At 48.4% G+C, this 22,988-nt stretch carries 24 protein-coding genes; 8 read left to right on the top strand and 16 right to left on the bottom strand.

Features of this window, described 5'->3' with window-relative positions; all coding sequences use genetic code 11:
* Positions 1-8: 8 nt before the first annotated feature.
* Together A7975_RS12800 and A7975_RS12805 are read right to left on the bottom strand one after the other, a co-directional pair.
* Entirely contained in the window at positions 9-833 is an 825-nt protein-coding gene (locus A7975_RS12800) for a sugar phosphate isomerase/epimerase family protein (RefSeq protein ID WP_065385351.1), read from the bottom strand.
* Positions 834-869: 36 nt separating this feature from the next.
* Positions 870-1,679 carry a phytanoyl-CoA dioxygenase family protein gene (locus A7975_RS12805; RefSeq protein WP_053377093.1) on the bottom strand — a complete coding sequence of 270 codons (810 nt, stop codon included), beginning with the start codon at positions 1,677-1,679 and terminating at the stop codon, positions 870-872.
* 184 nt (positions 1,680-1,863) lie between these two features.
* Between A7975_RS12805 and A7975_RS12810 the strand changes: the two genes are divergently transcribed.
* Positions 1,864-2,625, top strand: coding sequence for a helix-turn-helix domain-containing protein (locus tag A7975_RS12810; protein WP_231637655.1), 762 nt, complete (start codon positions 1,864-1,866; stop codon positions 2,623-2,625).
* Between the two features lie 29 nt (positions 2,626-2,654).
* Here the strand turns inward: A7975_RS12810 and A7975_RS12815 are convergent, their stop codons facing one another.
* Positions 2,655-3,593, bottom strand: a complete 939-nt coding sequence (locus tag A7975_RS12815; RefSeq protein WP_065385352.1) for an aldo/keto reductase — start codon at positions 3,591-3,593, stop codon at positions 2,655-2,657.
* Positions 3,594-3,623: 30 nt separating this feature from the next.
* The gene (locus tag A7975_RS12820; protein WP_065385353.1) at positions 3,624-4,625 is read right to left on the bottom strand and encodes a Gfo/Idh/MocA family protein; all 1,002 of its coding nucleotides are present in this window, start codon (positions 4,623-4,625) and stop codon (positions 3,624-3,626) included.
* Between the two features lie 218 nt (positions 4,626-4,843).
* Here A7975_RS12820 and A7975_RS12825 point away from each other — a divergent pair, with 218 nt between their 5' ends.
* The gene (locus A7975_RS12825; RefSeq protein ID WP_053377902.1) at positions 4,844-5,680 is read left to right on the top strand and encodes an AraC family transcriptional regulator; all 837 of its coding nucleotides are present in this window, start codon (positions 4,844-4,846) and stop codon (positions 5,678-5,680) included.
* Positions 5,681-5,713: 33 nt separating this feature from the next.
* Here the strand turns inward: A7975_RS12825 and A7975_RS12830 are convergent, their stop codons facing one another.
* On the bottom strand, positions 5,714-6,724 hold the full coding sequence (locus A7975_RS12830; protein WP_053377097.1) for a Gfo/Idh/MocA family protein: 1,011 nt from the start codon (positions 6,722-6,724) through the stop codon (positions 5,714-5,716).
* Between the two features lie 33 nt (positions 6,725-6,757).
* Complete coding sequence (locus tag A7975_RS12835; RefSeq protein ID WP_053377098.1) at positions 6,758-7,606, bottom strand: sugar phosphate isomerase/epimerase family protein; 849 nt, start codon at positions 7,604-7,606, stop codon at positions 6,758-6,760.
* A gap of 170 nt (positions 7,607-7,776) precedes the next feature.
* Here A7975_RS12835 and A7975_RS12840 point away from each other — a divergent pair, with 170 nt between their 5' ends.
* Entirely contained in the window at positions 7,777-8,682 is a 906-nt protein-coding gene (locus A7975_RS12840) for an AraC family transcriptional regulator (RefSeq protein ID WP_141680287.1), read from the top strand.
* A 145-nt stretch (positions 8,683-8,827) separates the two neighbouring features.
* Here the strand turns inward: A7975_RS12840 and A7975_RS12845 are convergent, their stop codons facing one another.
* Entirely contained in the window at positions 8,828-9,163 is a 336-nt protein-coding gene (locus A7975_RS12845) for a DUF3024 domain-containing protein (protein ID WP_065385354.1), read from the bottom strand.
* A 39-nt stretch (positions 9,164-9,202) separates the two neighbouring features.
* A complete protein-coding gene (rpsN, locus tag A7975_RS12850; protein WP_053377099.1) occupies positions 9,203-9,472 on the bottom strand; it encodes a 30S ribosomal protein S14 in 270 nt (89 codons plus the stop codon).
* A gap of 238 nt (positions 9,473-9,710) precedes the next feature.
* Here rpsN and A7975_RS12855 point away from each other — a divergent pair, with 238 nt between their 5' ends.
* Both A7975_RS12855 and A7975_RS12860 read left to right on the top strand, forming a co-directional pair.
* Positions 9,711-10,703: an ABC transporter substrate-binding protein gene (locus A7975_RS12855; RefSeq protein ID WP_065385355.1), complete on the top strand. Its 993-nt coding sequence runs from the start codon at positions 9,711-9,713 to the stop codon at positions 10,701-10,703.
* Between the two features lie 120 nt (positions 10,704-10,823).
* Positions 10,824-12,440 (top strand): ABC transporter substrate-binding protein, encoded by a 1,617-nt coding sequence (locus tag A7975_RS12860; RefSeq protein WP_065385356.1) that lies wholly within the window; start codon positions 10,824-10,826, stop codon positions 12,438-12,440.
* A 4-nt stretch (positions 12,441-12,444) separates the two neighbouring features.
* Here A7975_RS12860 and A7975_RS12865 read toward each other — a convergent pair whose 3' ends face one another.
* Positions 12,445-14,160: an ABC transporter ATP-binding protein gene (locus tag A7975_RS12865; protein WP_065385357.1), complete on the bottom strand. Its 1,716-nt coding sequence runs from the start codon at positions 14,158-14,160 to the stop codon at positions 12,445-12,447.
* Positions 14,161-14,417: 257 nt separating this feature from the next.
* On the opposite strand from A7975_RS12865, the gene A7975_RS12870 reads away from it, so the two are divergent.
* Both A7975_RS12870 and A7975_RS12875 read left to right on the top strand, forming a co-directional pair.
* Positions 14,418-15,497, top strand: a complete 1,080-nt coding sequence (locus A7975_RS12870) for a Gfo/Idh/MocA family protein (RefSeq protein ID WP_065385358.1) — start codon at positions 14,418-14,420, stop codon at positions 15,495-15,497.
* Positions 15,498-15,615: 118 nt separating this feature from the next.
* A complete protein-coding gene (locus A7975_RS12875) occupies positions 15,616-16,284 on the top strand; it encodes an SIMPL domain-containing protein (RefSeq protein ID WP_065385359.1) in 669 nt (222 codons plus the stop codon).
* Positions 16,285-16,345: 61 nt separating this feature from the next.
* Here A7975_RS12875 and A7975_RS34135 read toward each other — a convergent pair whose 3' ends face one another.
* The 4 genes from A7975_RS34135 to A7975_RS12890 all read right to left on the bottom strand — a co-directional run bounded on the left by A7975_RS34135 (position 16,346) and on the right by A7975_RS12890 (position 18,392).
* Positions 16,346-16,522 (bottom strand): hypothetical protein, encoded by a 177-nt coding sequence (locus tag A7975_RS34135; RefSeq protein ID WP_157266023.1) that lies wholly within the window; start codon positions 16,520-16,522, stop codon positions 16,346-16,348.
* 102 nt (positions 16,523-16,624) lie between these two features.
* Entirely contained in the window at positions 16,625-17,104 is a 480-nt protein-coding gene (locus A7975_RS12880; protein WP_065385360.1) for a hypothetical protein, read from the bottom strand.
* 93 nt (positions 17,105-17,197) lie between these two features.
* Entirely contained in the window at positions 17,198-17,947 is a 750-nt protein-coding gene (locus A7975_RS12885) for a GTP pyrophosphokinase (protein ID WP_053377105.1), read from the bottom strand.
* Between the two features lie 28 nt (positions 17,948-17,975).
* Positions 17,976-18,392 carry a MarR family winged helix-turn-helix transcriptional regulator gene (locus tag A7975_RS12890; protein WP_053377106.1) on the bottom strand — a complete coding sequence of 139 codons (417 nt, stop codon included), beginning with the start codon at positions 18,390-18,392 and terminating at the stop codon, positions 17,976-17,978.
* 106 nt (positions 18,393-18,498) lie between these two features.
* On the opposite strand from A7975_RS12890, the gene A7975_RS12895 reads away from it, so the two are divergent.
* Positions 18,499-18,957, top strand: a complete 459-nt coding sequence (locus tag A7975_RS12895; RefSeq protein WP_065385361.1) for a MarR family winged helix-turn-helix transcriptional regulator — start codon at positions 18,499-18,501, stop codon at positions 18,955-18,957.
* A 79-nt stretch (positions 18,958-19,036) separates the two neighbouring features.
* On the opposite strand, the gene A7975_RS12900 is transcribed toward A7975_RS12895, so the two are convergent.
* The 3 genes from A7975_RS12900 to A7975_RS12910 all read right to left on the bottom strand — a co-directional run bounded on the left by A7975_RS12900 (position 19,037) and on the right by A7975_RS12910 (position 22,825).
* Positions 19,037-20,668 carry an MDR family MFS transporter gene (locus A7975_RS12900; protein WP_065385362.1) on the bottom strand — a complete coding sequence of 544 codons (1,632 nt, stop codon included), beginning with the start codon at positions 20,666-20,668 and terminating at the stop codon, positions 19,037-19,039.
* 222 nt (positions 20,669-20,890) lie between these two features.
* Entirely contained in the window at positions 20,891-22,015 is a 1,125-nt protein-coding gene (locus A7975_RS12905; RefSeq protein ID WP_053377109.1) for an NADH-dependent flavin oxidoreductase, read from the bottom strand.
* A 153-nt stretch (positions 22,016-22,168) separates the two neighbouring features.
* The gene (locus tag A7975_RS12910; protein WP_053377110.1) at positions 22,169-22,825 is read right to left on the bottom strand and encodes an SDR family NAD(P)-dependent oxidoreductase; all 657 of its coding nucleotides are present in this window, start codon (positions 22,823-22,825) and stop codon (positions 22,169-22,171) included.
* Positions 22,826-22,988: the final 163 nt, after the last annotated feature.

The raw sequence follows: 22,988 nt of genomic DNA on the forward strand, positions 1-22,988 counted from the left end.
GGTTTTTGTTAAAGATTTTGCCAAAGCTGCTTGACGAGCTTCTTCAAATAGAGAGACTGCAGCCAGCGATCGCTAACTTCGGTTTGCCCTGAACCGGCGACGTCTCTCGTAATCGCATAGGACGGCGGTCCGAGCTCGATCACTACAGGGAATATTTCATTATCCCGCCTTGCTCCCTTTAGCCAATGACGCATGGCGCTTTCCCACCATCTTGCAAAATGGGGCAGCATCGGATGATCGCCTGCTTCTCCGGGATCGATCTGAATTTGCTCGCCATTCGAGATGCGCGTATGGATGCTGCATGCATACGGCAGCAAGCTTTGGAGCATCTGCTCCGCTTCAGGCGATACCGTATGCATCTCACCCGCCAGCACATAATGGGAATAATCAATCGTAAGCTTAAGCAGCGGCAGCGACTCCAAAAACTGCCGCGTCCGAATGAGGTCCTGCGTAATCGTTCCCCGATGCGTCTCGATAAACACCGGAATGCCGGCTTGCCTTGCGAGCGCGTCGATGCCCGAGAGCAGTTCAAGCGCCGAGTCGCCGATTAGAAAAGGCGTCATTACCTGTGCGTTGATATAGTCAATATTTCCGAATGCAGCGGCCTTATCCAAAAAGTCGGACATGTCCTTCAGCGACGCAGGATAAGCGTTCACGCTGAACGATAAGCCGTAATTGTGAAGGAGCTCCTTCCAAAGTCCGCTCTCTTCAGGCGCCGGCACAAAAGCGTTAATGCCGTCGAAGCCGCTCTCCGCAATTAGCTTGAATTTCCCTTCCGTATCTGCCGCATGCCCCGCTGTACCTTCCAGCGCATTCATTCCCCACCAAGACATCTCCACCTGCAATTGATCGTTTATATTCTTCATAAATTAGTGCGGATACGCATTTTCGAATTCAATCCCGCACGGACCTCCGTCTGTATTGATTTCCAAATCGACAGGCGTGCCGTCTTGGCGGAACAACGGGCGATAGTGATTGCTGATATGAGTTGCTGACGCATTCGCGTAATGGCATATAAACGCGCGGCGGAATTGATCCTTCGTCTTGTTTCGGTAGGAGCCGTGAATGAGATTCCCGTTAAAAAACAACACGTCACCCTTATCCATAATTACCGGCATCGCCTTCTGGTCCTTAGGCGGCTTGACGTAATGTGTCGTGAAGGATTCGGTGGAATCCGCCATCTCGGGGCAGCTTATCTCGTGCTCGCTTGTCTTTGGAACGACCAGCAAGCCGCCATTTTCCTCATTTGCCGCATCGATTGCCGTCCATGCCGCGATGCAGTTGCCAGGCTCCACCTGCAAATAGAAATTGTCTTGATGCAGCGCTTGGCCGCGTGAGCCCGGCGGCTTGTAATAAAACATGCTTTGGGCTGCCAGCGCTTCCTCGCCGTATAAATCGGCTAAAACATTCATTACCGGCTCATGCAGCAAATATTGCTTGGCCGTGTCATTGAACCTGTGCGGATGCATGACCCGAGGAAACCGTTTTAACGGATCATCCCCGGCCCCAGTCAAATCCGGCTCGAACAAGCCCGGTACAGTCGTATGGCTGATCTCCTCAAACGTATCCTCAATCGTGCGAATGTCCTCTTGCGAGAACAGATCTTTAATCACGATATATCCCTCTGCCACAAATTGATCCACTTGCTCTTGCGTCAATACGTTCAAACGCTTTGTCATCGCTTAGCTCTCCTTCACTGAATTAATCAATGTTCTTGACATAATCATAGAGCTTTCGTTATTTTTAAGGAAGAATGATTACTGCTGAAAACTATCGGTATTCTGCTATTTTTATTCCAAGGAGGAGATCGCCACGCATCCATCTAACGACAACGACACGGTTACCGAGACGAATGGCGGTGCGCTGCTAAGCGGGCTTTTCGATGAATCCGATTCCTATCGGTATCGCAGGCCAAACGGCATAAGCGACTGGCTCCTCTTTTACACTTTGGAGGGCGAAGGCTATTTGCGTACGCCTCATGGGGAAAAGCGCTGCCGAAGCGGACAAATCGCGCTGCTCCGCTCCGGCATTCCGCATGAATACGGAACCGTGCCCGGCAGCCGCTGGCATTTTTACTGGGCGCATTTTCAGAAACTACCTGAAATCGACTACCTGCCTAACGAAGAATGTATCGTGGCCACCGTGCCCGACAGCAATATGCAAAGCAGGGTGCAGCACACCTTTCATCATATTTTGAACGATTCCCGCGAGAGAGCGAGCTTCTGGCATATGCTTTGCGAAAATGCGCTGCGTGAAGTTATTCTTCTCGCAGCACAGCTGCTTGAGCGCCGGCTTGACCCGCGCATCGAACTCGCCCTGCAATATTTATCCCGCAACATGCAGCAAGCGGTCCGAATCGAGGATCTAGCCAAATCCGTCGGGCTTTCCGTCTCCAGGCTCTCCCATCTCTTCAAGCAGGAAACGGGCGCTAGCGTCCTTGAGCATTTGAACCGGCTGCGGCTTGAGCAGGCTGCGCTGCTAATGGAGCATATGGGACGTACGGCTACCGAGGCCTCGCTCGATGTCGGCTTCTACAATTACAATCATTTTGCCGCATTATTTCGCAATACGTACGGCACAAGCCCAAGAACGTACAAAAAGGACAAAGCTGCCCGCAGAGAGTAGCTTTGTCCTTTTTCATTTTCTATTCCGCATTAAACTTTCTGCGTTGCGAGGTCGAGCCAATCCATCTCTGCCTTGGTAAGCTGAATAAGCGAGCCCGCGTCGCAGGAATGAAGCTCCTCTGCTGACTGCGCGCCGATTAACGCACAGGTCGGAAACGGCTGATTCAGCACATAGGCAAGCGCGATTTGGATCGCGCTGACGTTTTTCTCTGCTGCCAGCTGCTTCGCGCGCTCAAGCCGCTCCCAATTGTCATCGCTATAAAATACGCGTACCAGATCTGCGTTGTCGCGAACCTCAGGCGAGAATCTGCCCGTAAAGAAGCCCCTTGCTTGCGAAGACCATGACAACAGCGGGAACTGCTGCTCCTCATGCCATGCGCAGGTTTCCTCGTCAGCCGATACGCAGCCAGACCAGAAGGGCTCATTCGCTTTCGCAAGACTAAGGTTCGGGCTGCTGAAGGAGAACCCAACTAGTCCTTTTGCAGCCGCATATTCATTCGCTTCCTTAATCCGCTGCCACGTCCAGTTCGATACGCCAATCGCCCGGACGGCGCCTGATTGCACATGCTCGTTTAGAATATCGATCACTTCTCCTGCAGGAACCGACGGATCATCACGATGCAGCGCATAGAGGTCGATATAGTCGGTTTGCAGACGTTTGAGACTGTCAGCCAAATCCTGGCGGATCGCTTCTCTGCTCACTCTAGGGCCGTCTTGATTATGATGCGCCCCCTTTGTCAAAATAACGAGTTGCTCGCGGTTGCCCCTCTCCAGCATATAACGGCCGATGACTTCCTCGCTTTGTCCGCCGCAGTAAATATGCGCCGTGTCGATTGAATTGCCACCGATGGCAAGGAAAGCGTCCAAATTAGCCGAAGCCTTCTCGTAAGCATCATGATAAAAATAGTCCGAACCCTTCATTAAGCGCGATACCGGCTTTGGCGAACCTTCGATTTGAATATATTCCATCGTTATTGCCTCCTTCGTTTATCTTCTAATTTAAAGCAGAACGCGCTTACGCTCATGCGCCGATTCCAAGCAAGCATCAATGACCTTCATATTGCGTACAGCGTCCGATCCGCCGAATTGCAGCTGCGTACCGCCTTTAATGGCTTGAGCGAGATGATCGGCTTGCGCCGTATAAGCGTTTACATGCGGCACCTCGACCTCTCGGCGTTCACCTTTGGCGCTTACGAAGAAATTGCCGCTGCCTGGCTCGCCCGTTACAAATGCGGATGGAACCTCTATGGTGCCGTCGCTGCCAAGCACCTCCAGCGGGTTGCGGAAAGCCGCCCACATGCCGCAATCAAACGTCAGCGACACCGAACCTTCGAACTCCACAAGTCCCGATGCCATCATATCGACATCATCATGCTCCGGCGAAAACAAAGCTTGCACCGTCACCGCTTCCGGCTCCTTGCCCAGCAGCAGGCGCGCGGCATTGATCGGATAGCAGCCTACATCGTAAATCGAGCCGCCGCCCCATTCCTTGCGGTATCTGACATTCTCCTTATGCCCTGCGTTATTGAAGGTGAACGCGCTGCGGATGCCGCGAACCTCGCCTATCTCGCCGGCGTCGATCAGCTTCTTGATCATGTCGTACCTTGGATGGTATCTATACATAAAGGCTTCCGATAGAAGGACGCCAGCCTTCGCAGCTGCTTCGGCCATCTCAGCCGCTTCCTTCGCCGTCAATGCCAGCGGCTTCTCGCACAAAATATGTTTGCCGGCTTCCGCGGCCCGAATCGTCCACTCCCGGTGCAAATGGTTTGGGAGCGGAATGTATACGACATCAATTGAAGGATCAGCCAGCAGCTCTTCATAGCTGCCATAAGCAGTCTCGATATGAAGCTCTTCTGCCGTTTTCTTGGCATTGTCCAAGCTGCGGCTGGCAATTGCCGCTACCTCGTTTAACTCTGAGAGCTTAAGGCCAGGAATAACCGCTCTTTTGGCGATTCCTGCACAGCCCAAAATGCCCCATTTTAGCTTATCCGTCTTCATCCTACCGTCACCTCGGCTATTATTTTATTATTATATTGTGATTGTAAGCATAACTAGCCGTACCGCTTGTTCTCATCACAGCTTATCGAATGTCTTTAATAATAGGAGAAATAGAACGGTTAACTTATGCTTTCCTCTAGTTTAAAGTAGAACATTCAAAAATAAAATGATATTATTTTGCTATGGATTACAACAATATTGTCATCGAGGTGAAAGCTATGCAAAGGCAGTCCCTTCTGCTGACGCTCCCGCAAAATCCGTTCTTTTGTTTCCCCGAATCCGTCGGTCATTACTGGAATCACCCCGAGCATTATTCCATGCGCAAAGCCGGCTCATTGAACAATTTCAACATCCATTATGTCGTATCCGGCAAAGGGTATGTGGAATATGACGGCAAGGTGCATACGCTTGAGGCAGGGGAGGCGGTCCTTTATTTTCCGCTGCAGCGGCAGCATTACTATAGCAGCAAGGATGATCCTTGGGACATCAGGTGGGTACATTTCTATGGCACAGGCTTGCAGGACTACATGATTGAACGAGGCTTTCACAAAAGCCAGCTTTGGACGATTCGCCAGCCTGCCGCTTGGGAACAGGTTCACGAGGATCTGCTTGTCGAAGCGGAGTCTCACCGGATGCTGCATCCGACGAAGCTGTCCGCGCTGACCTATGCGATTCTCGCCGTATTCGTCGAGCAGGCTGTTCCGATTTCGGGCAGCAAAGCAAGCACAGCCGGCAACCGCATCCTAGAGCTGCTACCGCTCATGCAGCAGGAAGCAACGCAGCCATTTGTGCTTGAGCATTGGGCGGAGCATGCCGGCGTATCCCCTTATTACTTCTGCAAGCTCTTTCGCAGCGTAATGGAAATGACGCCGATGGATTTTGTTACGCGCTGCCGCCTTCAAATGGCGAAGCAATGGCTGCTTGAGCGCAAAGAGATCAACATCGGCCAAATTGCCGGCGATGCCGGTTATCCAAGCGTTAGCTACTTCAACAAGCGGTTTATGGAGCACGAGGGGATGACGCCAACTGTATATCGCCAGCTTTATGGAGTATAAAATAAAAAAGCTGCGCCTCGTGGGCGCAGCTTCTTATAGCTTGATCAATGTGCCGCCTTCATCAGCCGATCGCATCTCCGCTTCGATCATTTCAAGCGTGCCTACCGCGCTTTCCGGCAAGCAGATTGATACAGGAGTGCCTGCTTCAACCGACTCAATGAAATATTTGATCTGGCGGTAATAACCCATATCCTCCGACAATTCGGCGATAAAGCCCGGTCCGTCGTTCGGATTCACCTTCACTTGACCATTTTCAAAGACTAGATTGCCGCCTTCGAAATTAACCCGATACGTCATCGCGAACCCGAAATCGCCCTCCAGCGTCCAGTCCGCTTGCGCATTCAGCACCTTGCCGTCGGGATAAATGTAATTGGTGGACACTACGTCATAGGCGCTGCCCGGAATGACATTGCGCGCAATCGTCGACACCTTCTCCGGCTTGCCGAACAGCCAGTGCACCATATCCGCATCATGGATATGCATGTCCAGCAGGCAGCCTCCGCTTTTGTCGCCTTCAAGGAACCAGCCCTTTGGCGCGCCTGAGCCCCGGAAGAAATAACCGCCCGTAACCGCTCCGTACCGTTTGTCCTCTACGCTGGCCTTCAAATATTCATAGGCTGGCCAGAAGCGCAGGCATTGGCCGATCATCAGCGTGTTTCCTGTACGTTTTGCCGTATTGGCCATCCGCCAGCCGTCCTCCGCATTTCCTGCTGCCGGCTTCTCGCATAGCACATGAAGCCCTCTCTCCAGCAGGCTGCAGGCTAGATCAGCATGCAAGTAGGTTGGCAAAGTGATATCAACGACATCCAGTTCCTCATTCTCCAGCATCGCAGCAATATTATCGTATAAGTTGTAAGGAGTAAGATCATATACGTCCTGCTCGGTCGCGATATTGCCAGACGCCTTGCCTTCCTTCAGCTCCTCGATCAGCAGATCGCAGATTGCTACAAGCTGCACCGGCGCGCCTTCTGCAGCAAGCCGCACATAATTGTCAAAATGCATGCGTCCCATAAACCCGAAGCCGATTAAACCAACCTTTAACATACAATAACCTCCCAGTAGATTGTGAATTATGAATTATGAATATTGACGGCCCAGTATCGCATCCATCGCTTTAGAAGTGTTGAATATGATTTGCTCCGAATGATGATTGTACGGCGGAATCATTTCACCTGTGACGTAATTGTCGTAACCGATCGCGCGAAGCGCTGTCATAACGGCCGGATAATCTACGTCGCCTGCCAGCAGATCCACGAATCCATGCAGGCCGCCTGCTTGACGGCGGTAATCTTTAAAATGCACCTTCTTGATGCGGTGGCCCAAAATCCGTATCCACTGCTCCGGATAACCGTTTTGCAGCGCATTGCCAACGTCAAAATAAGAGCCGACATTCGCCGAGCCATGCGCATCAATAAATGAACGCAGCTCTAGGGGCGAAAGCAAAAATTTATTCCAAACGTTCTCGATGCCAATGGAAACGCCTGCGCTTTCTGCGAAAGGAACGAGCTTCCCTATCGATTCAAGCGCCCGGTCATATGCGTATTCATAGTCGGTAATTTCACTATCCGGAATAAAATCTACGCCTACCGCGCCAGGAATGACGAGTATGGTGTCGACGCCAAGCGCAGCCGCAAGCTCTAGCTGCTTCTTGCAGACGTCGATCGCCTTCTCCCGCGTTGCCGCGTTTTCGCTAGTCATCGGGTAAGACCAATACAAGCCGGTTGCAAGCCCCGCGATTTCAAGCTCAGCCTCTTCGAGACGATTTTGAATGTCGCGAATTTCATTGTCCGTTGCCGCCAGGCTTAGCTCGCCCGTTTCGTTCAAAGACAGCTCGATTCCGTCGAAGCCAGCTTTTTTGGCGGTTGTGATGCAATCCGCAATGGTAGAATCGCCTTTAAATGACCAGATATTAATCCCTTTTTTCATTTGAAGTCCTCCTATGCTTTTAACTTATTACGTGATATTGAATTGGTTGCCAGAGCATGTGATAATACGTATATAATAAATGATTTTTGCGTAAATAGATTTAGCTGATAAAGCGATTATTTGGACAATTCCGTTCTCTTTTTAATTCATTGCAGGAAGGGGGCTGCCTCTTGGAAAAGCTCGATTCCAACTATCCCGGCATCCGTATGACAAAGTTCCGAGAGTGGTCGCCAAGCGTCCATTATGCGCAATTCCAGCGCATGCCGACCGGTGTCCTTCCGAGGCGCAGACTCTATGATTTCGAGCTGCTTTACGTATGCCAAGGCGAAGCCGCGACTACGATGCAAGGACAGCGCTATACCATTGAGGCCGGACAGCTTATCTTTTTGCCTTCCGGCGTTTATCACCAAAATGAAGTCGTCTCTTCCTCTGACACTCGGTTTCTGGGCATTCATTTTGATTTCTTTGATGAGCTGGATATTCAGACCGAATCTGACATGGTAGTAAATGAAGCTTCCGTTCAGCCTCATAAGTTTTCGCTTGAGCCCTGTATCGAAGGTGTTGCACCGTTGTCCGATCATCCGGTATATACTCCGCCGCTCGTTTGCGTGCAGCTGATGGAGCAGCTTGTCCACGAGTTCACGATGCGCCCGCTCGGCTATGAGCTGGTCTGCAAGGCATTGATGCTCCAAATACTCACTCACTTGCTTCGATCTCCCCTATCGCGCACCTCCGGTCAAGCCTCCTTGCATGGCGGAAAGCTTGCTGAATTGATGGAACAGATCGAAGCCGCGCCTTCGTCCAACTGGACCAATCGTACAATCGCTGAAAATATGAATTTGAGCATCGACCATACGGCCAAGCTGTTTAAACAAATCGCCGGCATGCCGCCGAGCGAATATGTGCAATCTATTCGCCACCGTGAAGCGAGAAGGCTGCTTCGAGAGTCGGATCAATCGATTGAGAACGTCGGCAGCCTCGTCGGCTATTCCGATATTCACTATTTCAGCCGGATCTTCCGCCGCCACGAGGGGATTTCCCCCCGTGAATACCGGAAGCTGTCAAAGATTTTATAGCCATTGTTCTATAGCAACACAAAAAAAAGAGGGTATCCTTCAAGGCTATTAACCTTAAAGGATACCCTCTTCATCTATGACAGCCGATCCTTTTCATGCTATGTTCAGAGCACGCCGGGCTACAGGGAGAGCTTCAAGCAGATGCTTACGACTTCCAGAAAAGTCCCGCTTGGTCGATCTCTACCTGCTCAAGCTGCCGCTCGAAATCTGCGCTTGGAGATATCATCTCAACAAATGTCCATCTATGATCGCCATTCTTCGCATACACTTTCCATTGCTTCGATTCCAAGCGGAATTGTACGATGTCAATGCGATCCCACTCGTTTCGTTTAGAAGTTGGCCTCTCCTCAGCTAACGTCAATTGATTATCGACGATTTCATGCCTAAGCCGAACGGACACCCGCAGATCCCCTGGTATCTTCTGGTCGATATAGCCGCTCATAATCGAATCAATCCTTTTGACGGTAAAGGGATCAATCATACTCTAAATCACCTCATCAAATCTGGTAACAGCCTGTCCCTACCAGCTGGCTTTCTTAACGCCGGGAATTTGGCCCGCATGCGCCAGCTCACGGAACTTAATCCGCGACACTTTAAATTTGTTTAAATAGCCGTGTGGGCGGCCCGTTAGCTCGCAGCGATTATGCAGGCGCGTAGCTGACGAATCTCGCGGCAGCTTCTGCAAAGCAGCGTAATCGCCCTTCTCCTTCAGCTCTCTTCTAAGATCCGCATATTTGGCGACAAGCGCTTGTCTCTTTTGTTCCATCACTACTTTTGATTTTTTAGCCATAATCTCAACCTCCTTATTCGTAATAATTACTAATTAATAATAACAGAAAACCTTCGCTTTGCAAAGTTGCTTTTCAATGCCATCAATAGGTTTGGATTCAGCTCTTAGAGCCGCATTTGGACAAACTCAAAAGATCTCCTTTATTTTGTCCATTGAGCACTCCCGTTTAATCGATTACGATTGATTATATCGATAATGATTATCATTATCTCAAAACATTTTCCGGAGGAATCACAACATGCATCGAAGTACAAAAACAGCCGCTCTTTTGACTACATTCGCACTAATGGGGGCATTATTGCTAGCTTGCGGCAGCAACTCTACTAATACTGGCAATACGGCAAGCCCTGCTGCCGAGGCGACGAAAGCGCCGGAGGCAACCGAGCAAGCTGCAGCGACTACGCGAACCTTTACCGATTGGACAAACCATAAGGTTGAAGTTTCCGTTAACCCGCAGCGCGTCATTTTCCATGGAGAAACGGCCGGAGACTTGCTTGCCCTTGGCGTTAAGCCTGTCGGGCTCATGAAGGATATGATTAAAGGCACCGTATTTGAGGAGCAGCTCCAAGACGCAGAGGATGTAGGTTTCCCTTTGAGCGTCGAGAAATCGTTGACCTTGCAGCCGGACCTGATTATTTTCTCAAATGCGGATGAGCAGCAATATGAAGCCATTTCCAAGGTTGCACCTACCGTAACCTTCAACTCCTTCGGTTCGCTTGAGGAGAGAATGCGCATTTTAGGCGATTTGTTAAATAAGAAAAAAGAGGCGGAGGATTGGCTCGCCGCACATGCGGAGAAAACGGCGGAAATGTGGAAGCAGCTTCACGAGAGCGGCATCAAGGAAGGCGAGACGGCTTCCGTATTTACGATCTATCCTGGGAACCGGTTGTTTATTATGGCGGGTACCGGTCTTCCGCAATTTTTGTATGAGCCGGGCGGCTTCAAGCCAACGCCTATCGTCCAAGATATCATTAATAAGGAGCAAGGCTTTGTTGAAATTTCCTCCGAGCTGCTGCCTGAATATGCGGCTGACCGCATTTTCATCCTGAATCCCGTTGATCCTAGCGCCCAGCAATCGACCAATGAGCTTATGAAAAGCGAGCTGTGGCTGAAGCTGCCTGCCGTGAAAAACGGCCAGGTGTACAATTTCGATCTGCTTAAAGCATCCAGTGACGCGACTTCAAGAGAATGGCTGTTAGAAGAGCTGCCCAAAGCGCTTATCCAAAAATAACAGCCTATTATTGCTTGCTTAATTGGAAGGAGCTCTTCAACTTATGTTGATTAGCTTCTTCTTTTTGTCTATAATGAATTTAATTGATAATTATTCTCAATTAGAAATGAGGCTACAGCCATGTCTGAACCCATACATTCGTCTTTACCGCTTCGCTCCTTGGTCTTTCATTTTGAAGACATGAAGCTGCACAGCCATTCGGCAGGCTCCGTATTGGCGGAGCAAATAACATCCGGCTATATGCTTCTTATATTCAAAAGCGGCAGCGGCAGATTATTTACGGATAATCACAGCTCCCTTTTCTCGTCATACAGCTCTTTCCTCCTCCCGCCAAAAACCGCCTATCAATTCGAGAGCTTGGATGACAACACTTTGGAATACCACACCATCTCCTTTCATGTTTTTTGTTTGGAAAAGGGTAAGCCTGCGCCATATGGCAAGCCGCTGTTCCCAAACAATCCTATGCTTCGTGTCTATCCGCTCGCACAGTGGATCGATTTGCTGGGCCAGCTGCATGCCGGCAATACGAACTTCGACAACATTGAAGCGTTTCGGCAGCAGTTGCACTTCCAGAAGCTTATTGGATTTTTGCTTGAGCATAATCTGCAAACCGATCATAAGGCAGGCTCCACTCAAACGGTTGAGCAGACGATTCAATATATGCAAAACCATTTCCAGGACAACATAACGGTCAAGCAGCTTGTCCAGATGGCTGACGTTCCTTCGTGGCAGTTCACCTCCATCTTCAAGGAACTGACGGGCAAGAAGCCGCTTGATTATTTGACTGAGCTTCGGATTAACCGGTCCAAAGAATGGCTGATTCATACCGACAGCCCGCTTCGCGACATTGCAGAGCGTGTCGGCTTTACCGATGAGTATTATTTTAGCCGCCGCTTCCGTCTTATGACCGGCTTCTCTCCAAGGCAATATGCGGTCTCGATGCGTCAAAACATGCTCGTTAAAGATTGGGACGGCCATGAGGTCAGCATCCCTGCGCAGCCTAACCGCATCCTCTACTGCGGTGATTCGGTCGGTGATTTGAAGACGCTTGGCATTGAGCTTGTAGGCAGCCAAATGATGCATAGAGACGCCCCCTTTAATCCCGAAGAGGCCGCTTCTTTGGAGCCGGACTTAATTATTTGCGACCAATCCAATGAAAAGCTGTATGCAGAAATTTCCCAAATCGCCCCAACCCTCACCTATAACTCGCGAGGAACGCTTGAGGATCGGCTGCTTATGCTCGGCGAATGGTTGGGCAAAAAAAAAGAAGCCCAGCAATGGCTTCTTCATCACAATAACAATGCCTTATTAATGTGGCAGCAGCTTCAGACGCTACTTCGTCCAAAGGAAACGGCTTCCGTCTTTGTTTATCACCGCGGCAAACGATTGTTTGTGATGGGCAATATCGGCTTATCCTCGGTGCTTTACCATCCCGACGGCTTCCGTCCCGCAGGCAAGGTGCAGGACGTCTTGAAGTCAGGCCGGCTATACAAGGAAATAACGGAGAAGACCCTTAATCAATACGCCGGAGATCGCGTATTCATGATGCTGCCCAAGAGTCCCGACTCAAGAGCGGCTATGGAGGAATTGATTCGCAGCCCGATTTGGAGAAGTCTTCCCGCCGTCAAAAACGGTTACAGCTACGTGCTTGATGAGCTTGATTGGAACCAAGAAGACGCTTCCTCCCGAGACAAGCTGCTGTCGCTGCTCCCCGAGCTGCTGAACCAAACCTCCTAAATGATTATGCGCCGAATTGGGCTTGATGCAGACGGCTATATGATCCGCGCATTTGCATCAGTTCGTCATGCTTGCCCTGCTCGGCAATCCCTTGCTCCGCTACCACAACAATGCGGTCAGCATTTTTGATCGTTGCAAGCCGGTGGGCAATGACAAGCGTCGTACGGCCGCGAGACAGCTCGGCAAGCGCAAGCTGGATCGCAGCTTCTGTCTCCGTATCAAGCGCAGAGGTCGCCTCGTCCAAAATAAGAATCGGCGGGTTTTTCAAAAACATGCGGGCAATCGAGAGGCGCTGCTTCTGTCCGCCAGAGAGCTTGACGCCCCGCTCGCCAATGAACGTATCCAGCCCTTCCGGCTGCGATAGGACGAGCTCCTCCAGCTGCGCTTGGCGAGCAGCTTGCATAATCTCCTCCTCCGATGCCCCAAGCTTGCCATATGCAATATTTTCTCTAATCGTTCCGTCAAAGAGAAAAACATCCTGCTGCACAATTCCAATGTTCGCGCGCAGCGACTCCAGCGTCATCCGGCGCAAATCCACATTGTCGATCGTAATCGATCCTTCATCTACATCATAGAAGCGCGGCAGCAAGCTGCAAAGCGTCGTTTTGCCGGCTCCGGATGGACCAACAAGCGCCACCGTTTCACCTGCGCGTACGGTCAGGTTCAGTCCTTGCAGCACCTTCTCTTTATTCTCGTAACCAAACGTTACGTTATTAAAATGAATATCCCCTTTAAGGCTGCTCATTCGTTTCGCATCCGGCGCATCGTCGATATCAGGCGCTGTCTCCAGCAGTTCCAAATAACGTTTAAAGCCGGCAATCCCTTTCGGATACGTTTCGATAACGGAATTGATTTGATTGATCGGGCTTAGAAACACGTTCGACAGCATAACGAATGCGATAAATTCGCCGTAGCTCATATCGCCTTGAATGACAAACCACGTGCCGCAGACGAGCACAAACAACGAGATTAGCTTCATTAGAATAAAACTGATTGAAGAGTTCCATGCCATAACGCGGTAAGCTACAAGCTTCGTCAAGCGGAAACGGCCGTTATTTTCAGCAAAACGCTTCATCTCATGCTTTTCATTTGCGAACGCTTGAACAACGCGGATGCCGCTAACGTTATTTTCAACACGCGCGTTGTAATCGGCAATATCAGAGAACATGCGATTAAAGGCAGCCGACATTTTACGGCTGAAATGTAATGACAAATAAATCATAAGCGGAATAATGACAAAGGTCATTAAAGCAAGCTGCCAATTGATGCTCAGCATAATCGCGAACGCCCCGGTCAGCGTCATCAAGGCAATGAACAAATCCTCGGGACCATGATGGGCGATTTCGCCAATATCCATGAGGTCATTCGTCATTCGGGAAACCAGATGGCCGGTCTTATTGTTATCGAAGAAACGGAAGCTTAGCTTCTGCACCCGGTCGAACAGCTGCTTGCGCATATCGGATTCAATATTGATCCCAAGCTTATGCCCCCAATAGGTAACGACATAATGCAGTGCGGCACTAAATACATAAATGCCCAAGAGTCCGATGCAGGCATACAAAATCCACTTCCAGTTGCCGCTTGGCAGCAAATCGTCCACGACACGGTTCACCGCAAGCGGAAAAGCAAGCTCCAGCAAGGCAGCCAATATGGCGCATGAAAAATCCAAAATAAATAGCTTCTTATAAGGCTTGTAATAAGCAAAAAAACGACGCAGCATACTCAGCTTCCTTCCTATCCAATCAATTGTATATGCGTAATGAAAATCGTTATCATTTACAGCCATCTTATCGTAAAACAAAAGCCTAATAAGAAACAATGGACAAACGCGAGCATTTTTTTGTACAAAATGAAGCTTTCCACCAAAAAGCCGTCGATGTCCTGATTTTGTAGAAGGGATGTCCTTTTCTCGCAATTTCATGGCTAGTAGAGCTGTGCTAAAGTAAAAGCAATACAATGAAAAGAGGGACATATACGATGGCGAGAACGATCCGAATTGGAATTATAGGAAGCGGCGGCATTGCAAGGGCGCATGCTTCAGCTTATAAGAAAATGCCCCATGTTGAAATCGTCGCGGTAGCAGACAGCTTGGCAGGGAGAGCGCAAGCCTTCATCGAGCAAGAAGAGCTTATTCATGCAACCGCATTCGAAGATCACAGGAAGCTGCTTGAGCTTGATATTGACGGCGTCAGCATCTGTACGCCTAACTTCGCTCATCACGAGACGTCCGTAAACGCATTAAATGCAGGCAAACATGTATTGGTTGAAAAGCCAATGTCCGTCACGCTTCAGCAATCCATCGATATGGTTCAGGCTGCTGAGCGCAGCGGCAAAATGTTGACCGTAGGCTTCCAGCCAAGGTACGACCCCAACATGTCGCTCATTCAAGATATCGTGCAATCAGGAAAGCTTGGCAACGTTTATTTTATAGAAACAGGCGGCGGCAGACGCCGCGGCATGCCTGGCGGCACGTTTATCCGGCAAGAGCTGGCTGGCGCAGGCGCTATGGCCGATATCGGCTGTTATTCGCTTGATATGGCGCTTAACGCGCTTGGTTATCCGAAGCCGCTTACCGTATCGGCTTATACATCCAATCATTTTGGAACAAACCCGAAATACCATAGAGAAGCCGCTAATTTTGACGTGGAAGACTTTGGCGTTGCGATGGTTCGCCTTGAAGGCGATATCGTGCTGAATTACAAAATCAGCTGGGCTATGCACATGGATACGCTCGGAGCTACGATGTTTCTCGGAACCGACGGCGGACTAAAGGTTACGCCGGCCGGCACCGGCCCTTGGAGCGGCGTATGGGATGGCAGCGTGGGCAGCATGACGCTATATCATGATGTCGCCAACCAGCATATTGAATCGACCATTCCGGTTATCCAGCACGGCCTTAATCTGTTCGACGAGAAGGTTAAGGACTTTGTCGCTGCGATTGCGGATAATCGCCCGGCTCCCATTCCGGGTGCGGAAATTTTGTATAACCAAGCGATTATCGACGGCGTACTCCGCTCCGCAGCAAGCAAGCGCGAGGTAACGATCGAATTGCCTTAAGTAACGGGTTTCAAAATAATGGCGGTGCAAGATTTAATCTTGCCCGTCTTTTTTTGTATGCCCAAGGCCATTTATCCATACATTAGTTAATTCCTTTTTTATGAAAGGAGTCCAGCCTATGTACGGTAACCCCAGCTATTATGCGGCTTCCCCCATTCCTCACAGAAGTCTGCCCACCATTGACGTTATAGGAGAAGCAACAACTGCAGCCGCTCCAGATCGCGCCTTAATCATACTCGGAGCCATGACAGAAGGAACGGTGCTGCAATCGGTCCAATCCGATAATGCGCAAATCAGCACGGACATCATCCATTCCCTAGAACAACTAAATATCCCACGCGACCAAATTCAAACAAACGATTATCGAATCGAAATGCAATATGATTTTCCGGATGGCCAACAAGTCTTTAAAGGCTATAAAGTAACCCACCTTCTGCAAATTACGGTCGATCAAGTCGATCAGACGGGCATCGTTGTTGATACAGCCGTATCTCACGGCGCCAACATCGTTTCGTCCATTCAATTTTCGTTGCAGCATAAAGAACAGCATGAAAATCAGGCTTTATCGCTTGCCGTCCAAAACGCCCGGCTTAAAGCGGTTGCGATCGCGAATACACTTGGCGTCTCCATCGCTCCTGTCCCAAGCAAAGTCCAAGAGCTATCTCCTTCATCAGTGCCAGTCCCTTTGCAAAGGGCTTTTGCCGCAGAGGCTGCGGTGACGCCAATCGAGCCTGGACAGCTGACAATCAATGCTGCGGTTCGTGTATGGTATTTGCTAATTCAATAAGACCGGCACACAAAAAAAAGCCGTTCCGGAAAGGAACGGCTTGATCAGACCGTGCTGCGTATTAGACAGATGAAATAATGCCGCGGTTGCTGTTCTTCGCAAAGTTTATGATAGACTCATACTGGGTCTTAGCTATGCGACGGTCAGACATCGGAAGTTGAGGATTTTTGACTATCTCAGCGAGCTTCTTGAGCTCCTGCATCTCTTCAGAGGTCACTTTAACCGTTGTTTTTCCCACGCGCCGCCCTCCTTTAAAGTTTTTTGGAATAAAAAACTTATTCATAAGCTTTACCTTAATCATCTATGCTCATTATACGCAGCAGTTAAGTAAACTTGCATGTTATTTAGCCTGCGTTCGCGGATTTTGATCATCCATTTCTTCCGGGAACAAATCAGCGAACTCTTTGTTCTGCTTGCTCTTCAAATACGATAACCCTGCATAACCCGCTAGGAGCGAGCTGCTCACTACCGCAAAATTGTCCGACGTATTTGCCATGGCTAACGCCGTCTTCGCCAGTATTCCCGTCCCGATGGCAATCAATAAATCGCCCAAAAAACCAAGATCAAAAAATATCTTTTTCTTTGCATTGCTATGATCCCTGAAGCCAATGACGAAAATAACAAAATAATACACCCGCTGTATCCATTTCATTAGCCAATTCGAAGACAGCGCTAAGCCTTCCTCATCATATTCTATGACGAGCTTTGGCAATTCGATAATGCCATTTTTGACAAAATGACCAATTAGGCCGCCCACTAAGCTCATGGAGATCGATAAACCAAACACCTGAATGAAGGCTTGAAAGCTAGATATGACCATCGCTTTATGACCACCCTTCAACAACGCATTTTCGATCGGTAGTATGTATTGCACTACTTTCACTTTATGTCGTTGGCAAAAGGTTCACGACTATTATTTTGTCTCGCCTTCGTCGAACAGGTCAAGCAGCATGCCTGGAATCGAAAAGCTTTGATTGTTCATGATGAGCTGAACCATCTCATCTCCGATATCGCCCTCGCGCTCCTCCTTGATCGCCTCGATCTCATTGTGGAGCCGCTCCATCTTTAGATCCAGCGCGGATGCCGATTCCGCAGCCTCTTTCAGCTCTTCCAGCAAATGCGGCGGGATGGACTGCTGATATTTATAATAGATTTTGTGCTCAAGGCTTGCCCAAAAATCCATTGCGATTGTCCGAATTTGTACCTCTACGCACATGTTTTCGACCCGGTCCGATATGAATACCGGTACCTCAACGAGCATATGGAGGCTTTGATAGCCGTTTGGCTTAGGATTTTTAATATAATCTTTTATTTCTAAAATTTTTAGGTCGCTTTGATTTTTCAGCATATCGCTAATGCGGTAAATATCTGATATGAATGAACAGGTGATCCGAAGTCCTGCGATATCCTTAATATTGTTTCGGATGCTGGTGAAATTAAGCTCGGATTGCTTTCGATAAAGCTTCTCCAATATGCTCTTCGGCGATTTCATGCGTGAGCTTGTGTGCTCAATCGGATTGTAAGCATGCAATAAATGAAATTCCTCTTTTAAAATCTCGATCTTTGTTTCCAGCTCCTGAAGCGCAAACTTGTACATCATCAAGAAACGTGTAATCTGATGTTTCATTTCTTTAATTTTATGCATTTGATCCATTGCTGCCATGCGTTCATGTTCCCCTTCCTAAAACTTGCTAATCATCAAACAAGGTAAAAATCCTTCTCAAATGCGCCAAATCCTCCGGTGAGATTCGTTCGCTCATGTACCGAATAATGGCCTCATCGCTTTCTTCAAAGGACTTGATATATCGCCTGCCCTCGTCTGTAATTTCCAAATAGACGACACGCCTATCCTCTTCTCCCCGATTTCTTCGAATAAGCCCTCTCTCGACAAGCTTGTCCCCAATAAGCGTAACACCACCGGCTGTTATGAACAAGAGCTCGGCAAGGTCCGTCGATTTCATTGGGCTTTGGCGGTCCAAATATTGAATCATTCTCGTTTGATTGACTGAGAAGCTGCAGTCCATTCCCTTGTACCACTCGGCTTTCAGCTTTTTATAAACCCCTTTTAACAGGGGAAACAGCTCCTTCCATTCATCGTAGTCGTTCATTTCGCACCTCATTTCTGTTCGTTTGTTGACTTATTAACCTCAAACTTACTATAATTGCGTTGGCAACCTAATTAAATGATAAAATAAATTCACCGAGGTGAATCGAATGAGCAAGGATAAATATGAAAATGTCGGCCAGTTAATCGAGGTTTTCCAGCGTTTCGGACGAGCCGACTGGCGTAAAAAAACGATGTGGGGCGGACTTAAGCCCAGCGAAATTCGCATGCTTATCTGTGTAAAGCAGAGCAATGATAAAGGCATCGCCAATACGAACGTGTCTGAAATAAGCAAATTGCTTCAAGTCACATCGCCTACCGTGACGCAGATGCTCAACAGCTTAATTGCCGCGGGTTATGTGCTGCGCTCCGCAGATAAGACAGACCGAAGAATTACGGAAATAACGTTAACGGACAAAGGCGAGCAGTTAGCAATAAAAGCAATTGAACGCTTCCAAACTATTTTCACCGGTATGATCGATATGCTCGGCAAAGAGCAAAGCGATCAGCTTGTCGGCATGCTCAATCAAGTTTTTGATTACCTTCAAACGGCACAAGTGAACGATTAGCTGAATATAGAAATGGGATTCCGTTGGAAGCATTGCTGCAAACAACGAAATCCCTCCTCTGCCGAGCCGCTCCTTAGAATTAATTAAGAGCCGGCTCTTTTTTTAATTTATCTGCTTGTTCAGGCTGTTCCGGATTCGCTTTGGCTTTCATATCGTTCGAAGTGCGAAGCGGAATTTCTTTTAAGAAAAACACAAGTACGAATGCAACGATCAGCAAGGACATGCCGAATAAGAAAACAACGGTTAACGAATCGCTTAGTACCGAACGTACCATTTCGATAATGTGCGTAAATAATGGTTGAATCTGCTCCGGAAGCGTCGCGTGCAGCTCTTTCAGCTTAGGCTGATCAAGAAGCATTTGCGGGTTCAGGAAGCTCGTTAATTTCTCGGCTGTTGCAGGATCTACCTTCGATAAATCCGGCCCTTCACCTGCTTTTACGGCAGCCTCCAGCTTGCTTGTTAATGTTGAGTTCATAACCGTACCCATTACCGCGATCCCGATTGTACCGCCTAGGTTACGGAACAGGGTAGCAGTAGCCGTAGCTACACCCAGCTCAGAAGGCGCTACGGCGTTTTGAACCGTCAGCGTAAATACTGGCATTGCAATACCGAGTCCAATACCAAATACGATCATAGCGGCAACAGCCACGCCAACATTGGTCATAAAGGCCATCATAAGCATACCAATAACCATGAATGGCATACCCGCCATTGCAAATCGTTTATATTTGCCTGATTTAGAAATCCAGCGACCTGATAAGGTACTAAGAATAATCATCGCAATCGACATCGGCATATTAACGAAGCCTGATGTTGTTGGCGAAATGCCAAGCACACCCTGTACGAAAAACGGCAGATACATCATGGCGCCCATCATTCCGGCATTCATGAGGAAGCCGATGGAGTTGGAAACCGTAACGATGCCATTTTTAAACATCGCCAAAGGCAGCACCGGGCTTTTTGCTTTGCGCTCAATAAGAAGCAAAATAACTAAAAATACAGCGGCTGCCGCAAGCAGTCCGATTATTTCGAAGGAACCCCAGTCGTATTTCGTTCCTGCCCATGAGAAGCCAAGCAACAACGCGATAATCGTCAGCGTTAAAAATAACGAACCTAAGTAATCGATCGATTCCGTCGTTTTGCGCGCTGTTTTCGGAAACATTTTCCAAATCATCCCAAATGCTACTAGACCAAGCGGAAGGAAGATCCAGAAAATCCATTTCCACGCGATATGGTCAACCATGAATCCGCCAAGCGTTGGACCAAGGACACTGGAGAAACCAAAAATAGCCATCATGATGCCGGTCCATTTTGCTCTCTCACGCGGTGCGAATAAATCCCCTACCGCCGTGACGGTGGCGGACATTAGAATACCGCCTCCTAAACCTTGTATGCCTCGATACGTAATCAACTGAAAAATCGATGATGACGTTCCGCAAAGAAAGGCGCCAATAATAAAGAGTACAATCCCGACTAACAGGAATGGTTTTCGTCCATAAATATCAGACAGTTTCCCTACCAGCACAGTGGCAATTGTTGAGGTGAGCATATAGATCGTGATGACCCAAGTGTAATACTCGATGCCCCCTAAAATTGCAATAATTCGCGGCATTGCCGTACTCACGATCGTCTGATTGATAGCTGCGAAGAACATCGCTGCCATCAGAGCAATCATGATGGTAACTTTTTTCTTTTGAGTTAATTGCTCCATTTGCCCTGCACTCCTAAACATTTTATTTTATTATGACCCATTGGCAGCAAAACTAATTTTATTAAATTTAGTTAGGTTGCCAACCTATTATATGATGATACAATAACTTTAGTACTAAAACAACTGGCAAATCATTTTAATTGAAAGCACCGCAATAAAAGCATTAAGAACGTAAAAAAAAACAGGCCAGAGTAATCTCTGGCCTGTTTGCTTCCATCTATATTAATCGCCTAACGGAAACCAACCTGGCGTATGGACAATAGCCTGCCATAATGGTGTTGGCACGACCAAACGATCTTGGTCGGCTCTGCTAAGCGTTGTTTTTATTTCTGCTTCTCTTCCCTCGGCCACCTTCTCAACCCAGTCCGGCTCTACGATAAGTTCCCTTCCAATAGCAACAAGCGGAATTCCCGTATCAAGAGCCTTCACCGCGTCATCCGGCGTATGAATGGAGCCTACACCGATAATAGGCACTAAATGCCCAACGCGCTCCTGTATCCACTCCACGCGTGCTTTGGTCTCATCTGCGCCGCGTCTTGGCAGAGACCAGAAATCCATCAACGATACATGAAGGTAATCGAGCTCCTTGCCCGCCAGCTCATCAACCAGCTTGAAGGTATCCTCCATCGTAATGCCTGGTGTTGTCGCTTCCTCAGGAGAGAAACGGTAACCGACAATAAACGGCGCTTTTGCGTGCTCAGCGACTACTCGTTTTACTTCATCAACTACTGCCAGCGGGAAGCGAAGTCTATTTTCAATGCTTCCGCCCCATCTATCTTCACGCGTATTCGAATGAGATGAGAAAAACTGCTGCAATAGGTAACCGTTGGCGCCATGAATTTCAACACCATCAAAGCCTGCTGCAATCGCTCTTCTTGTCGTTTCTCCAAAGTGGCGGATAATTTCCACAATTTCCTCGTCGCGCAAAGCTCTAGGAACTACAGTCGCGTTTTGCTCTGACGCTACCGCGCTTGCGCTAACGACATCTTCGCCGGGAACTAAACTCGGAGGACATTCTCTGCCGCCATGAAAAATTTGCAAGACCGCCTTTGAACCTTTTTCTTTAATCGTAGAAGCTAAGCTTCTTAGGCTAGGGATCATTTCATCGCTGTCACCCGCAAATTCACCAGCAAAACCTTTGCCATTTGGCGAAACATAAATACAAGCCGTTATGACAAGGCCAACACCGCCTGATCTGCGGCTATAATAGCTGAGCTCGGATTCGGAAACAGTTCCATCCTCATTTGAGGAAAAATGGGTCATCGGCGCCATCACGACGCGGTTTTTTAATTCAACTCCGCTATTCAAAGAAAACGATTCAAACAATGGCTTATAATTGGATTTCATTACTTACATCTCTCCCGTTATCCTATTTATATTCACACATTAACTGTAACTTTTTTTGATACTGTAATATTAGTTTATACAGTTGCGACTGTCAAGCGGCAAAAAAAAAGCATATTGAACCACTTGGCCCAAATGCTTTCTTAGTCTTAACAATTATGCTTGTTTATATAAAAATTCAATATCGCTTCTATTGGTATACAATGTCCAGTACTCTTCCGCAATTAAATCCGGATCATAAAAGGTCCCTTTGGATACATAACCGGCTATCGTTACCGTACCGACATAAATGCCTTGCGGATTCAGCTCCTCAGCTAATGTATAAACAAGCGAACGAATGCCAGCTTTGCCTATGGACAAGGAGGATACCGCTGCTGCCGGCGCCAAAGCAAGCCCTCCGCCCGTAAATAACAGCGTACCCTGCTTCCGCTCGATCATGGCCGGAATCACATGTTTCGCGCTGGTCAGAGCTCCCACTACATTCACCTTGAACTCATCGATAAGCCGGGATTCGGTCAAGTCAGTCGGCTTAACCTGAGAAATGACCGCCGCATTATAAAGGAGTACGTCCGGCTCTCCAAATTGCTGCTTAATTTGCGCAAATGCATTCGCAATGGAATCGGGGTCTGCTGCATCAGCTATAACAGCATACGCCTCAATATCCAGCTCCTCAAGCTCCTTCGCATACTGCTTAAGCGATGCTTCGTTGCGAGCAGCAAGCACGATCCGAAACCCTTCCTTGCCGAATTTCCTTGCAACCCCCGCACTAACGCCCGGTCCTGCACCAACAATGACTAATAGCGGTTTGCTCATTTTTGTTCTCTCCTTTTCGTTTATATGACAGTCGTCCAATTGAAGGCTAGCATCCAAGTAATTACAAACTTTATCACTGCTAATAATCTTTTTCTAATCAATAAATTCTATTGGTTTATAGAATTCCTGTTATTCCAATTAAAAAAGTCCCCGAAGGTGCGAT

Origin of the sequence: Bacillus sp. FJAT-26390, from assembly GCF_001682865.1 — a bacterium.
GTDB lineage: Bacteria > Bacillota > Bacilli > Paenibacillales > Paenibacillaceae > Pristimantibacillus.